The organism is Corticimicrobacter sp. (genome assembly GCF_040137905.1).
In the GTDB taxonomy this organism is placed as follows: domain Bacteria; phylum Pseudomonadota; class Gammaproteobacteria; order Burkholderiales; family Burkholderiaceae_B; genus Corticimicrobacter.
Genome location: NZ_JBEFDG010000003.1, coordinates 1 through 13831, shown reverse-complemented (window position 1 = coordinate 13831; position 13831 = coordinate 1). Strand labels below are relative to the sequence as shown.

The 13831-nt window shown below is 61.5% G+C and carries 15 protein-coding genes; 7 read left to right on the top strand and 8 right to left on the bottom strand.

The window, feature by feature from the left end; genetic code table 11:
• Window positions 1–222 precede the first annotated feature (222 nt).
• The gene (gene bioB / locus ABN482_RS00200) at window positions 223–1245 is read left to right on the top strand and encodes a biotin synthase BioB (protein ID WP_349502094.1); all 1023 of its coding nucleotides are present in this window, start codon (window positions 223–225) and stop codon (window positions 1243–1245) included.
• On the top strand, window positions 1227–2129 hold the full coding sequence (locus ABN482_RS00195; RefSeq protein WP_349502093.1) for an EamA/RhaT family transporter: 903 nt from the start codon (window positions 1227–1229) through the stop codon (window positions 2127–2129). Before bioB ends, ABN482_RS00195 begins: the two co-directional genes overlap by 19 nt.
• Here the strand turns inward: ABN482_RS00195 and ABN482_RS00190 are convergent.
• Window positions 2079–3425 carry an MFS transporter gene (locus tag ABN482_RS00190; protein ID WP_349502092.1) on the bottom strand — a complete coding sequence of 449 codons (1347 nt, stop codon included), beginning with the start codon at window positions 3423–3425 and terminating at the stop codon, window positions 2079–2081. The genes ABN482_RS00195 and ABN482_RS00190 overlap by 51 nt on opposite strands.
• 137 nt (window positions 3426–3562) lie before the next feature.
• Between ABN482_RS00190 and moaC the strand changes: the two genes are divergently transcribed.
• The 4 genes from moaC (at window position 3563) to ABN482_RS00170 (ending at window position 6094) form a co-directional block, all read left to right on the top strand.
• Window positions 3563–4057, top strand: coding sequence for a cyclic pyranopterin monophosphate synthase MoaC (moaC, locus tag ABN482_RS00185; RefSeq protein WP_349502091.1), 495 nt, complete (start codon window positions 3563–3565; stop codon window positions 4055–4057).
• A complete protein-coding gene (locus ABN482_RS00180) occupies window positions 4038–4295 on the top strand; it encodes a MoaD/ThiS family protein (RefSeq protein ID WP_143857858.1) in 258 nt (85 codons plus the stop codon). The genes moaC and ABN482_RS00180 overlap by 20 nt, the downstream gene beginning before the upstream one ends.
• A 4-nt stretch (window positions 4296–4299) precedes the next feature.
• Window positions 4300–4794, top strand: a complete 495-nt coding sequence (locus ABN482_RS00175; protein ID WP_349502090.1) for a molybdenum cofactor biosynthesis protein MoaE — start codon at window positions 4300–4302, stop codon at window positions 4792–4794.
• 94 nt (window positions 4795–4888) lie between these two features.
• Window positions 4889–6094: a molybdopterin molybdotransferase MoeA gene (locus ABN482_RS00170; RefSeq protein ID WP_349502089.1), complete on the top strand. Its 1206-nt coding sequence runs from the start codon at window positions 4889–4891 to the stop codon at window positions 6092–6094.
• Between the two features lie 23 nt (window positions 6095–6117).
• On the opposite strand, the gene ABN482_RS00165 is transcribed toward ABN482_RS00170, so the two are convergent.
• Together ABN482_RS00165 and mobA are read right to left on the bottom strand one after the other, a co-directional pair.
• Window positions 6118–6588, bottom strand: a complete 471-nt coding sequence (locus ABN482_RS00165; protein WP_349502088.1) for an NUDIX domain-containing protein — start codon at window positions 6586–6588, stop codon at window positions 6118–6120.
• Complete coding sequence (gene mobA / locus ABN482_RS00160; RefSeq protein WP_349502087.1) at window positions 6585–7238, bottom strand: molybdenum cofactor guanylyltransferase MobA; 654 nt, start codon at window positions 7236–7238, stop codon at window positions 6585–6587. The genes ABN482_RS00165 and mobA overlap by 4 nt, the downstream gene beginning before the upstream one ends.
• A gap of 67 nt (window positions 7239–7305) precedes the next feature.
• Here mobA and ABN482_RS00155 point away from each other — a divergent pair, with 67 nt between their 5' ends.
• The gene (locus ABN482_RS00155; RefSeq protein ID WP_349502086.1) at window positions 7306–9105 is read left to right on the top strand and encodes a SulP family inorganic anion transporter; all 1800 of its coding nucleotides are present in this window, start codon (window positions 7306–7308) and stop codon (window positions 9103–9105) included.
• Here the strand turns inward: ABN482_RS00155 and ABN482_RS00150 are convergent.
• From ABN482_RS00150 to ABN482_RS00130, 5 genes are all read right to left on the bottom strand, one after another.
• Window positions 9075–9746: a hypothetical protein gene (locus tag ABN482_RS00150; protein WP_349502085.1), complete on the bottom strand. Its 672-nt coding sequence runs from the start codon at window positions 9744–9746 to the stop codon at window positions 9075–9077. The two genes, ABN482_RS00155 and ABN482_RS00150, sit on opposite strands and share 31 nt — an antisense overlap.
• Before the next feature lie 2 nt (window positions 9747–9748).
• Window positions 9749–10513, bottom strand: coding sequence for a DUF2262 domain-containing protein (locus ABN482_RS00145; protein ID WP_349502084.1), 765 nt, complete (start codon window positions 10511–10513; stop codon window positions 9749–9751).
• A gap of 22 nt (window positions 10514–10535) precedes the next feature.
• Window positions 10536–13301, bottom strand: coding sequence for a DUF1963 domain-containing protein (locus tag ABN482_RS00140; protein ID WP_349502083.1), 2766 nt, complete (start codon window positions 13299–13301; stop codon window positions 10536–10538).
• A 62-nt stretch (window positions 13302–13363) separates the two neighbouring features.
• A complete protein-coding gene (locus tag ABN482_RS00135; protein ID WP_349502082.1) occupies window positions 13364–13621 on the bottom strand; it encodes a hypothetical protein in 258 nt (85 codons plus the stop codon).
• Window positions 13614–13831, bottom strand: a 218-nt coding sequence (locus tag ABN482_RS00130; protein ID WP_349502081.1) for a hypothetical protein, incomplete at its 5' end; no start/stop codon positions are given. The genes ABN482_RS00130 and ABN482_RS00135, both read right to left, overlap by 8 nt.

The window sequence follows — 13831 nt, the reverse complement described above, 5'->3', positions numbered from 1 at the left end:
CAAATTATCCAGACTGTCATGAAGCAAATTTTGCCGTCACGTTAAGTCGCATGGATACCAAAACCCCATCAAAAACAACTAAAAACCATTAAAAACTATAATTTTTAAACAAAAACAAGATCAAAACAAAGCATTGAAGAATCAACAAATAAAAGTCTATATTTTCCAAAAATAGAACAAATAATGAAAACCAGCACGATACGGACAATTCAAGGCATAAAGATGGAAAATAAAGTCTCTTTTATCAACAAAACTCAACCCAACTCATCGCTCACCACACAGTTGATCGATCTGTTCGAACTGCCTTTCCTGGATCTGCTGCACCAGGCAAACACGGTACATCGTACCCATTTCGACCCCAATGCCATCCAGTTATCGAGCCTTCTGTCCATCAAGACCGGAGGCTGTTCGGAAGATTGCGGCTATTGCTCGCAATCGGCACGCCACCAGACAGACCTGGAACGCGAAAAGCTGATGCCGCTCGACGAAGTGCTGGCCGCAGCACGCACCGCCCGTGATGCCGGAGCCCAGCGCTTTTGCATGGGCGCAGCCTGGCGCAGCCCCAAGCCACACCAGCTCGATGCCATTGCCGAGATGATCGGCGCAGTCAGGAATCTCGGTCTGGAAACCTGTGTCACGCTGGGCATGCTGCGCGAAGGCCAGGCCCAGCAACTGCGCGAGGCCGGCCTTGATTACTACAACCACAATCTCGATACTGCGCCTGAGTACTACGGCAGTGTCATCACCACCCGCACCTATCAGGATCGCCTGGATACCCTTGACCGCGTACGCGACGCCGGCATCAAGGTCTGCTGCGGCGGCATCGTCGGCATGGGAGAAACACGCGCACACCGTGCCAGCCTGATCGCCCAGTTGGCCCAGCTCGATCCGCCCCCCGAATCGGTTCCCATCAACAACCTGGTGCGGATCGAAGGCACACCACTGGCGCATGTCGATCCACTTGATCCGTTCGAATTCATCCGCACCATTGCCGTGGCACGGCTGGCCATGCCACGCGCCATGATCAGGCTGTCGGCAGGACGTCAGGAACTGGGCGACGCAGCGCAGGCGCTTTGCTTCATGGCCGGTGCCAATTCGATTTTCTATGGCGACCACCTGCTGACCACCGGCAATCCGGCCTTCGATGCCGACCAGGCTCTCTTTGCAAGACTGGGCCTGCACGCTACGCCCCAGCCAGCCGCACACCAGCATGCAGGAGAATGCGCATGTTCTATCTCGTCCTGAGCATCACCCTCAGCGTCGCCGTATCCGTCCTGCTGAAACTGGCACGTACGTGGCGCATTGATTTGCCGATCGTCATCGCGCTGAACTACGTGACGGCCATCGCATGGAGCCTGCTGACACTGCAGCCAGAGTGGTTGCCCTACACGCTGCTCGCGAAAAACGGCTTCATCCTGGCGTCGCTGGGACTGTTGCTGCCCGGCATTTTCCTGGCCATGGCCGCCTGCGTGCGGCATGCAGGGATTGCACGCAGCGATGCCGCGCAGCGTATCTCGCTGGCCCTGCCGCTGATCGCCGCTTTTACCCTGTTCGGCCAGCCCGCATCAGGGCAAGCCCTGGCCGGTATCGGACTGGCATTGTTGGCGCTGTACCTGCTGTCGGGGCGTGCGCCCCAGCATCACGCCCCCACAGGCACCCAGCCCTCACCGCGTACGGCTGGCTTATTACTCTTTACGGTCTGGCTCGGCTACGGACTGATCGATATCCTGTTCAAGCAGATGTCGCGTACCGGTGCCGCCTTCTCCAGCATCCTGCTGGCCTGCTTCATGCTGACAGGCATCGTCATGGCGCTTTACCTGCTGTGCCGCCGGCTATGGACTGCCAGACGGCATGTGCCGACAGCGATACGCGGTCCGCACCACTGGCAGCGACACGCCCTGGCCGGCCTGCTGTTGGGCAGTCTCAATTTCGGCAATATCTTTTTCTATATCCGGGCACACCAGACGTTTCGTGACCATCCCGCACTGGTCTTCTCGGCCATGAACATCGGGGTCGTGGCGCTTGGCGTACTGATCGGTGCCGGCATTTTCAGGGAAAGGCTGGAGCGACGGCACCTGTCAGGGCTGGCTCTGACCCTGCCCGCCATCCTGTTGCTGCTGCCCCGCTGAAGCCTCGGCCCGCTTCATGGCTTCTTCCATGTCATCAAGGCTCATGGTGGTAGCGGCCTGCTCGGCGTCGATGCGCGGATCCAGGGCAGCGGCGGCCGGAGAAGCCTGTCCGCTGACCGGCATCGGCACGAACTGTACGGGGGCCTCATCGACCTGGTGCTCGCCCGACACATGCTCGGGCCGCATGCGCCATGCCAGCAAGGCCGCGCATACCGAGAAGAAAACGAAGAACATGCCGGGACCTGCCATGTCCATGAGCGCCCCCGTGACCAGCGGACCCAGGCAGGCACCGATACCGTATACCATCAACAGCACGGCGCTCAGGCTGACGCGGCGGTCTGCCTCGACATGGTCATTGGCAAAGGCCGCGCCCAGGGGATAGAGCGTGAACAGCAGAATGCCCACGACACAGGACAGCCCCACCATCAGCCAGAAAGGCAGGTCCAGCAGGCCCCACATCGGCACGACAACCGCTGCCAGCACGATGGCATTGAGGCGGATCAGCCAGACCCGGTTGATCCGGTCCGACAGCCAGCCGATGGGCCACTGTGCGCACAGCCCCGCCATCACGGCGGCGGCCACGAAGATGGCGACTTCGGCCGTATCCAGTCCCTGCTTGACCGCAAAGACCGGTGCCAGGCCATAGAAGGCTCCCGTCAGGTTGCCTGCCAGGAACAGGGCCGTCAACGACAGCGGCACGCGCTTGAGGAAGAACATGATCTCCAGCGGTGCCGGCACCGGCGTGGCCGGGTGCATGCGGGCCGTGAGTGCGATCGGCATGAGGCACAGCGCATGACAGATCGCCACCATCGTCAGCATGCGCAGGTCCAGGACCGGATAGACCGTGAGCACCAGTTGCCCCAGCACGGTACCCAGGCCGGACACCAGCATGTAGAAGGAGAACACACGTCCACGCAGGTGGTTTTCGGTCTGCTCGTTGAGCCAGCTTTCCAGCACCATGAACTGGGTCACCATGGCCATGCCCACGATCAACCGGAACCCGAGCCACAGCGTCAGGTTGTCCACCAGAGTCTGGGCCAGCACCATGACCGTGGTCAGTGCAGCACAGGCTGCATAGGCACGGATGTGCCCCACTTTGATCAGAATCCGGTGCCCGATCCGTGCGCCGCCCACCAGGCCAAGGTAATAGGCCGCGATCAGGGCCCCCACCCACAACTGGCTGACAGACTCGGCCGTCAGGCGCAACGCCATATAGGTATTGAACAGGCCTGTGCCGATCAGCATCAGCAACGTGGCGAGATAGAGCGCGGAGAAGGATCGCAGTGTTGAAATCATAGGCCTGGCGCAAAGAAGGGGCCATCCGGGCAACATGCCCGGCGGCGACTATCGACTATCATATCTATATAAGGCTGTTCGATACGATATTGACAGACATCTTTCCAACACTTTACGTTCCCATACCGGACGGCAACATGACCATACCCGTTTCCGAACCCACTTTGAGCCACCTGGATGAGTCCGGCCAGATCCGCATGGTCGACGTCGGCGACAAGGTCGCCACGACGCGCACCGCCATTGCCCGTGCACGGGTCACGCTCAATGCCGCAGCATACGGCCTGGTCACGGGGCATGCCAAGGGCAAGGGCGAAGTGCTCAACACCGCGCGCGTGGCCGGCATCCTGGCCGCCAAGCGCTGCGCCGAACTGATCCCGCTGTGCCACTCGCTGCCCCTGAGTTTCGTGGGCGTCGATTTCTCTCTCGACGATGCCGGCTGTGCCATCGATATCAGTTCCACCTGCCGCAGTGACTACAAGACCGGCGTCGAGATGGAAGCCATGACCGCCTGCAGCGTGGCCGCCCTCACCATCTACGACATGTGCAAGGCCGCAGACAAGGGCATCCGCATCGATGCCGTGCGTCTCGTCTACAAATCCGGAGGTAAGAGCGGTGAATGGCGCAACGATTGATATCCTCTACTTTGCCAGGGTGGCCGAACTGACCGGCACGCGCAGTGAATCCTGGTCGCTGGCCGATGGCAATCCGATCACCGGCACACAATTGCTCGCCCAGCTCCAGCAGCGCTATCCTGGACTGGCTCCCACCGATCGACTCAAGCTGGCCGTCAACCAGTACCATGTCCGCCACGACCAGGCCATCAAGGCAGGCGATGAGGTTGCACTGTTCGACCCTGTGACTGGAGGCTGACCCCATGCCCGAACTGCCAACCTGCGTCATTGCCGTGCAGACCCACGATTTCGATTACGGCGCACTGTACGACGAGTTGCGCCGCAGTTGCGCAGGACAGGCCGGTGCCATTGTCTGCTTTAGCGGCCTGGTACGCGACTTCGCGCCCGGCCAGGATACTGACTCGCTGTACCTGGAGCATTATCCCGGTATGTGCGAACGCGAGTTGCGGGCAATCGCCGACGAGGCCTCACAACGCTGGGCAGTCCAGGCCAGCCACATCGTGCACCGGGTCGGCGAGCTGGCACGGGGCGACCAGATCGTGTTCGCAGGTGTCGCCAGTGCACACCGCGGCGATGCCTTCCAGGCAGCCCAGTTCATCATGGACGCACTCAAAACCCGTGCCCCATTCTGGAAGCGTGAAACCCTGCGCAGCGGCGAACGCCTCTGGGTCGAGGCCCGCGACAGCGACCAGGTACAGGCGCAGCAATGGGACGCAGCCAGGCCACCAGCAGACTGATCCCCGCATCCGGCCTGATCCTGAGCGGCATTGCTTCCAGGCACGGCCACATCATCCTGAACAACCCTTCCGATTTCGTACCCAAGAGACCGACATGCTGGATTTTCAAGAAGCCCAACGCCGCCTGTCAGAGGCCGGCCCCGCTCCCTCCCGCCACGAACAGCAGCCGCTGGCCGAGCTGGCAGGCCGTATCCTGGCACAGGATATCGTGGCGCGACAGGATGCGCCTCCGGCCGACAACAGCGCCATGGACGGCTATGCATTACGCCTCCAGGACTACGTACCCGGCCGCATCCTGCCGGTGCAGGAACGCTGCTACGCGGGCCATCAGCCCGCACCGCTGCAGCCCGGACAAGCCACGCGACTATTCACCGGCAGCCTGATTCCCGCAGGTGCCGATACCGTCATGATGCAGGAGTACTGCCGTGAGACCGAGGCCGGCGTCGAATTCCTCGAAGCACCCGTTGCAGGTTCGCATATCCGCCGCCAGGGTGAGGACAGCGCCGTCGGCAGCGTCCTGATCGAAGCCGGTACCGTACTCAACGCAGCCCACATCGGCTTGCTGGCATCCCAGGGCTATACCGACGCAGCCGTCTTTCCCCGCGTGCGCATCGGCATCCTGACGACCGGCGATGAGCTGGTGCCCCCCGGCCAGCCGCGCCAGCCCAGCCAGATCTACAACTCCAACGGAGCCATGCTGGCCGCATTGGCCGCCGGCATGAACGCCGAGATTTCCCATGTGCTGCACGCCATCGACCGCGAGGATGCGCTGACGGATGCATTCCGTACCTTGCTGCGCGACAGTGACCTGGTGCTGAGCGTGGGCGGCGTATCGGTCGGCGAGCGCGATCTGGTCAAACCCACGCTGGAAAAGTTGGGCGGCAGCCTGGAGCTGTGGAAAGTCAAAATGAAACCCGGCAAGCCGGTGGCGCTCGCCAACGTGGACGGCAAGCCGGTAATCGGCCTGCCCGGCAATCCGGTATCGGCCTTTGCTGTCTTTACCGTGCTGGTCACGCCGCTGCTGCGCCGCATGCAGGGCAATGCCACACTGTTTCCGGTCACCGGCCTGTATCCGTTGCGGGCCAACCAGCCCTACAACGACAGCCGAGAGGAGTTCCTGCGCGTGCAATACCGCCCGGATGAAGGCGGACCCGCCCTGCATCCCTACGCGCACCAAGGCTCAGGCATGTTGCGCGCCCTGCCCTGGGCATCAGGGCTGGCCCAGATCCCGCCCGCCAGCGGTACGGGAGATGGAGCGTATGTGCGCTATTACGATTTTGCACACTGGCTGCAGCCCTGACCACCTGCCCAGCCGGGTCGGCGTCATGCCCTGCCTGCTGCGGCAGGGCCAGGTGCGACACGCACCCGCTCCACCAGCCTGGCAGGCTGGCTGAACACCAGTTGCGGATCCAGCGCCATCGGTATCAGCCAGCGCAGGTTGTGCAATACATCGTCCGGCAAAGGCTGTACGGCATGGATCTCGACGGGCTCGGCCTCCATGGTACGTGCTGCCATCACCGCCGCATCGTCACGGCAGAAAAAGAAATACACGCAGGCCAGCCCGGACTCGTCCAGTTCGACGAACAACTGCCAGGAAGCCGGATCGGTCTGTACCCCGGTTTCCTCGAGAAACTCGCGCGCCATGGCCTGGGCCGGCGTTTCGCCCGGCTCGATCTTGCCGCCGACACCATTCAACCGCCCCTGCTGCCAACTGGGCTGGCGCTTGCGGATCAGGACCACCCGGTGACCATCGTTCGACAGCATGAAGCCTGTGACATAGTTCACCATCGTCATGCTCCCTGATCTGGATCATCGGCTGCCGCCAGTTCATCGGGCGTATTGATGTTGGCGAACGCCGAATCATCTGCACCGAAATCGACCTCGACCGCACCGACACTGTCCTGCCACATCCCCACCTTGCGTTCACCGGCCAGCAATCCATTGCGCAGGGCTGGGGCCAGGCTGCGATGCAACAGCATGCAGACGGAATGACGCCTGCCACCCGCCCTGGCCACGGCCAGTGGTGCCTGGGCTGCCTGCGCCCCCTGCCACAACCGCATGGCGAGATCATGCGGCAACCGGGGGGTGTCGCACGGCACGGCCAGCAGCCACTCATGGCGTGCCGCCAGCAATGCGGTCAGTACGCCGGCCAGCGGACCCGACCAGGCTTCCAGCCCGGGATCATCGGCCAGCACCTCCCCCCATGCGGCATATTCGACCGGGTGCCGGTTGGCACTCACCAGCAATTGATCCACCTGCCCTCGCAAGCGACGGGCCACATGCTCGGCCAGGGGCAGGCCACGCCAGGGCAAAAGGCCTTTGTCCTGCCCGCCCATGCGCCGTGCCTGACCCCCGGCCAGGATCACGCCGCTCAGCAATGGCCGGACACCGTCGGCACCGGTTTGCCCTGCCGTGCCGGCATCAGTCATTTCATGTATAAGCATATATAAATATAGAATATCCATCGACGCCATCGAGCATGGCGTTTTCTTCCATTCTAGCCGCCCCGTCATGCCCGTCTCTTCCTCCCGTCTGCTGCGCCTGTTTCCCTGGCTGGAACAGGTACGCCAACCGGGCGCATTGCAAGCCGACCTGCTGGCAGGCCTGCTGGGTGCCGTACTCGTGCTGCCACAAGGGATCGCCTTCGCCACGCTGGCAGGCTTGCCACCTCAGTACGGCCTGTACACCGCCATCGTGCCCTGCATCGTGGCAGCCCTCTTCGGTTCGAGCCGGCATGTCATGTCAGGTCCCACCAATGCCAGTTCGCTGGCACTGTTCGCCATGCTGTCACCGCTGGCCCTGGTCGGCAGCCAGCACTATATCCAGCTGGCGCTCACGCTGACACTGATGGTCGGTGCGCTGCAACTGTTGCTGGGGGCATTGCGCATGGGCAGGCTGGCCAGCTTCGTTTCACCGGCAGCGCTGCACGGCTTCACGACCGGAGCCGCGCTGATGATTGCCATCTATGCCTGCCGCGACTGGCTCAAGATCGACACCACCGGTGCACGCGGCGCATTGCAGACACTCTACAGCCTGCTGCGCCAATTGCCGGACCTGCATGTCGGTACCCTGCTCGCCGGTACCTGTACCCTGCTGCTGACATTGCTGGTGCGCCGCTGGCACCCGCGCTGGCCCGGCATGCTGCTGGGGCTGGCCGGCGGCACACTGCTGGCCTGGGCACTGAACAGTATTTTTGCAACTGGCACGCTGGGCGGCATACCCACCGTGGGCACGATCCAGACGCCCATTCCTGTCTTCAGCCTGCCGGGCGCAACCTGGCGCGAATTGCCCGAACTGGTCGGCCTGGCGCTGGCGCTGACCATCATCACCCTGGCGCAATCCATCTCCATCGCCCAGGCCGTTGCTGCCCGCTCAGGCCAGTTCATCCAGGCCGACCGCGAATTCGTCGGCCAGGGCCTGTCCAATATCGTGGGCAGTTTCTTCTCCTGCTACGTCTCGTGCGGCTCGCTCAACCGCTCAATGCCCAACCTGATGGGCGGTGCCCGCACGCCGCTGGCTGCCGTCTGCTCGGCACTGCTGCTGATCGTGCTGGTGGCCGTCAGCGCCCCGCTGCTGGCACACATCGCCTATGCCGCCATTGCCGGCCTGCTGTTGCTGGTTGCCTGGAATCTGCTCGACCTGCCGCACTGGCGACAAATGGCGCGACAGCACCGGGGCGATTTCGTGGTAGCCCTGATCACTGCAGCCGCCACCGTGATCCTGCGCATGGAGGTGGCAATCCTGCTTGGCACGCTGCTGTCGCTGGCCGGCTATCTGTATCGCACCTCGCGCCCGGCCATGCGCACCATGGTATTTGCCGACTGGTCTCCTGATCGCCAGATGGTGCCTGCCAGCGATGCCACCCACGGGGCCTTGCCCGAATGCCCGCAACTCCAGTTGCTGCGCATGGAAGGCTCGATCTACTTTGCCGCCGTGCCTCACGTGGCCGGCAGGCTGGAATACCTGCGCACCTTGCCGGACGCCCAGCCGCACCTGCTGATCATGGCCAAGAGCATGAACTTCATCGACGCTTCAGGCCTGGAACTGTGGGAACGGGAATTGACCCAGCGGCGTGCCATGGGCGGTGATCTGTACTTCCATCGGCCCCGTCCGCAAGTCATTGAACTGTGGCAACGCACGGGCTTCCTGGAACGCCTGGGCGAAGACCATGTCTTCCCCGACAAGGGCAGCGCCATCCGCGCCATCTACGACAGAATGGATCCGCAGATCTGCGCAGGATGCCGGGCACGCTGTTTTTTCGAATGCCGTGACAGCGAGACTCAAGGCCAGTCGGCCGGCGCACGCTCATAATCCTGCACCAACGCCAGCAACTGCCCGGGCTCGATGCGCACATCGCGGATATAGTCGCCCGGCGGATCGGACTCCACCTGCACCTCATACAGGACAGGCCCCGTTTCCACATCCAGGATGACAGAGAACACAGCCACCAGATCACGGATCCGGAATGCCGTCGCACCTGCGACCGTACCACCGCCATAGGCTCGATAGCGGTCGCCATAGTGTGCCTTCAGGATCTGTACAGACTGCGCCAGCACATTTTCCTGCCAGCACTCCAGTTGACCCAGCCAGTCTGGAAACCAGTCCTCCGGCAACCTTACGTCAGCCAACGCCATACCTGACAGTTGATCCACCGTATAGGTATTGAGCAGGTAAAGATCCCACTGCACGCTGATATCCTCGACAATCTTCTGGACAGGCAGCAGCAGATCATCTGTTTCATCATGCAGCAGACCCTGTAGATACTGGTCACACCAGGTTGTAATTGCATGATGACTGTACTGGCTGTTCTCACGGACCGCAGCCTCCAGCAAGACGGCCAATGACGTCGGAGTAAAGGCCAGTGCGATCTGCGCAGCGCCAGGAGGGTCCCAGGTTGCACTCAGACGATTGCGACCACGCGCCCCAGCCTCAAAGAAATAACGCCTGACCATGCTCAGCCCGCGATGTCGGCATCGGTTGCGCCTTGCGCCAGACTGCCGCTGACCACGATGGCGTGCCCCCAGAACAGGTCACCGTCATCAAAGTAGAAAGTAAATACCCCCTCATCCTCGGCCACGATACTCTGCACCTCAAGGTGGCTGCGAAACGCCTCTTCGGTCAAGGGTGACTGGTCCTCTGCAAGCCAGTTTTCATTCTTGAGCGGCAATAGTTTTTCGACTGCGCACGCAACGATCTGCCGCTGCCAGTGCGCCTGCTGCTCGAACAGGGCCGTCGCCGTTGCCAGCGCGCTTTCGGGCATGGCAGCATCCTCGCAACTCAGGCTCAGGCTGATTTCGGTGCCGCCCCAATCGGCCACACCGTCATACATATCCAGGCCACGGTCCAGTTCCAGCCCGCCAAACAGCGCCGTCTCCAACACCACTGGCTGTTGCCAGATTTCGCCGAGGCGTGTCAGGTCATCATCCGGCTGCTCAGGAAAACCGATCTGCTGCACCAGCAACGCGCCCGTGGCGGTCCTGCCCGCCACGACCAACTCCAATTGCTGCCACGAGGTGATCCGCTGCATCCACGCAGCAGCCTGGGTCTCGTCCAGCCCTTGCCATTCGCAACGCTGTTTACCCTGGAACAACCGACCATCCTGCGTGCGCCAGGCACAGAAATAAAACACCAGAGTGCAGTTCTCTGACCGCCCGCTTCGCCCTGCGCCAGCCAGCAGCGCGCCGACCAGACCCGTGATTTTTTCACCTGTTTCAGTCATCTTGATTTTCCAGTTTCGCCCATCAGTAGTCGCAAACCATGAACACGCGATCAAAACGTCGCGCGGCCAGGTCATCACGGTGGATAATGAAGTTCAGTGTGCCATCGTCCCACTGGAACTGCCCCGCCAGATCCACCTGAAACAGCACCAGCCAATCCTGCGCATCCCCCCCGTATCGATGGGCTGCCTGCAATTCGGGCAACGCATGCTGGCTGAAGCCACAGCCGTTGACCCTGGCAATACCCTGATACTCGGGCACAAGGGCATCCGACGCACAATCGACCGGCAGTATCTCTTTCTCGATCAGCCAGTCTCGCTGCGCACCAGAGGGTTGACTCCCTGGCTGCAGTCCCCAGGCACCCAACTGCCGCAATTGCCACGCATAACACGTCGTCCCGCCCAGGCGTGGCAACGCATCCCGGTTTTCCCCGCGCGACGCCAGTGTCTGCCAATCCTGCTCCTGCTCGGGTGTCATGCCCGCACGCAACTGCACATCGAGATGTGGGTTTTCCCCCAGCGCATAGAAACTCGGCACCGCCACGCTGGCGCGTGGATGCAGGATGAAGGAAGGCTTTTGGCCCAGGGTCTTTTCTTCGTTGAACGCCAGGTCTGCAAAACGCTGGCCGCTGCCCAGGCTGGCACGATCCTCCACGTACAACACACGCCCCTGCGTCGCCAGCGGGCTGCTGCCACACGCCAGGAAAAAGAACAGCGTCCCTGTGCGCGGCAAATAGTCCTGCAGCGGTGCCAGGGCCTGGCAATCGAGCTGTGCGATGAACTCCAGCGGCACCTGATAGGTCTGTGTTTCTGCATCCCAGGGAAAGATGCACACTTCATCGCCCTCTTCGTCGTCCCGCCAACAATCCTCATCATCCAGCAGTGTGTCCTCGGATACACCGACGCTGGGATAAGGCATGCCATCGGGCAGGTCGGGCAAGCCCCCCAGGCGATGATTGCCCAGCGTGGCGTAGTCCTCTTCCGCACCATGATAGAAATCGACGCTGGCGCGCAGGGTACCGGCAACGGCATGCACCAGTGGTGCCACCGCCTCGTTCGGCAGCAACGCCGCCAGCAAGGGCTTGCGCAACGGCGAATGTTCGGCCAGCAAGGGCAGCCGACCCGCCAGATCGGAGGCAAGCCGGTCCGGCACTCGCGCATCAAAGGGATAGTGCGCGGGAAAGAGCGCACGCCGCTTGTCCGGCTCTATCCTCAGCCTCGGCATTTCAAAAAACGCCTCGTGCAAGAACACCAGGGGATTTTTTTCAAGATCCAGGCCCAGCCGAGGCTCAGTCGCATAGGCCTCCGGCACGGTCTCAAGCTGGTTGCCACTCAGGTCCAGTGTGCGCAATGCAGGAGAAAACGCCTCCGGCAGGCTCGTCAGCCGGTTTCGGCACAAGGCACAATATGAGAGCTTGGGGAGTGTCAGAACCTCGACAGGCACGGTCACAGCCTGACTGCCACTGATACGCAGATCGTCCAAGTCACGCAGTTGTCCGAGAAAGGATGGAATCTCCCGAAAATGTCTTGCCGTATTGAATTCCAGACGCTGCAACTGCGTCAGTTGGACAATACCTTCCGGGATACCCTCGACATCCTCCTCCTGCCCGGCAGACTCAAGATAAGAGATATACAGCGACTCGAGCCGGGTATAACGCCACAGCGCATCGCCGAGCCGTGAGGATGGCTGATCGACCAGCGACAGCCGGCGCGGCAACTCGGGCGGCGCGCGAAGCAGTTCTTCCATGGACCTGAACAGATAGCGCTCCCAGCACAGCGATGCCTCGGGCAGTTTCCACAACAGATGGATATTTCGGCGACAGTGGTAATACCCATCGTCGAAATAACCGCTGAAGCCCAGCCAGCCGTCCTGCAGCGTGAGCCGGCCCGCAATTTTCAGCGAAGGCCGAAAGCCCTCGTGCTCGATCGTCGCGTGGCGTGTCGTGTCACGGTCATCTTCCGTTTCAAACACAAACTCACCCTGTGGAACCCCTGATGCCTGATAGATCCCACTCGCGCCGAACCTGATGCAGACGTTGCCATCTCCTTCCCGATCCAGAATGGGCGGCAGGTCAAGAGTGCGGCAAGGCGTCGCCACGATATCGGCACAAAAACACATCCCCTGGTTGCCATACAACGGAATGGACGTTTTTGACTGATCCGAAATATCGAACGCTTCACCATCGATCAGCAGCAGGCTTTTGCCATCAGCAGGCATCTCGAATACCGGCACCTGAGCCTCATCGACAGCGGCACTGGCAGACTGCTCACGCAATGCCTGTTCTTGCTGCTTTGCTTCTTCCTGCTCGGCAGCCTGCTGCTCCAGGGCCGCCAGATGCTGTTCCATGACCCTGCCGGGCTCCGAAGCCACGATACGCAGGCTGCGCACCGCTGCCTCCATGGCCTGCAAATGATCCTGGGGTGCATCCTGCGGACAATACCCACCGGCAAACAGGCAAATGGTATCCGTGAGCCGGATAAATGCGAACAGATAGACGTAACCGTAGACCCCTTCTGCTGTCATCAGCAATGCGGCACGTCCATCCAGATCCAGGGTCTTTTCTTCGAGCCAGGTCAGTTTGCCATAGACCTTGCTGCAAAATATCCGGTAATTCTCGATCTGTCCGGTCTCGACCCTGTGCAGCAGCGGCCGATCGACCGGGTAGATGTTCAGGACCACCAGGCCCTCATCCGCAGCATACTGGCCCAGCACACCTTGTCCATATACTTCGCTGGATATGAAGCTGTCCGGGAACGCGATGGACAGAATATCCGTACATATAATCGACATCGAGATTTTTCCTGCAATTCTTGATCATTAAATACGCGCCACCATCACCCACGGCAGTCGCGCTAGCCACTTTTCATCAGAAGCAGCCAACTCTCCTGCTGCTGCCCTGTAAGCAGCCGCGCAGCCTTGTCCAGCACAGACCGCCGGGCCTCCTGCCGATAGCTGGCCAATAAGACGCCCACCGGATGCTGTTGCAGCCTGGGAGGCAACACCGGGGTTTCTGCCCCAAAGGCAGCCGCCAGCACAGCCTCTTTCAGGATGCGCCAGTCAGCCTCCTGCAGGCCTGTGCCATAGAGATCCGAACGACATGGCTCAGGCATGCGGCTTCCTGACTGGCCCATCCTGGGATGTCTGCACGATGATGCCGCCGAGAATCGACTGCCAGCCTTTTTGGGCACCACGCACAGGATGCCAGAGCCAGGTTCCCCGATAGCCCATCGCCAGGTGCGTCAGGCTGAGCCTGTCGTTGTCGATCATCGACTCGGTCAGCACCCGGTCGTATTCCGCCATTGCCTCAGATTCCAGCAAGG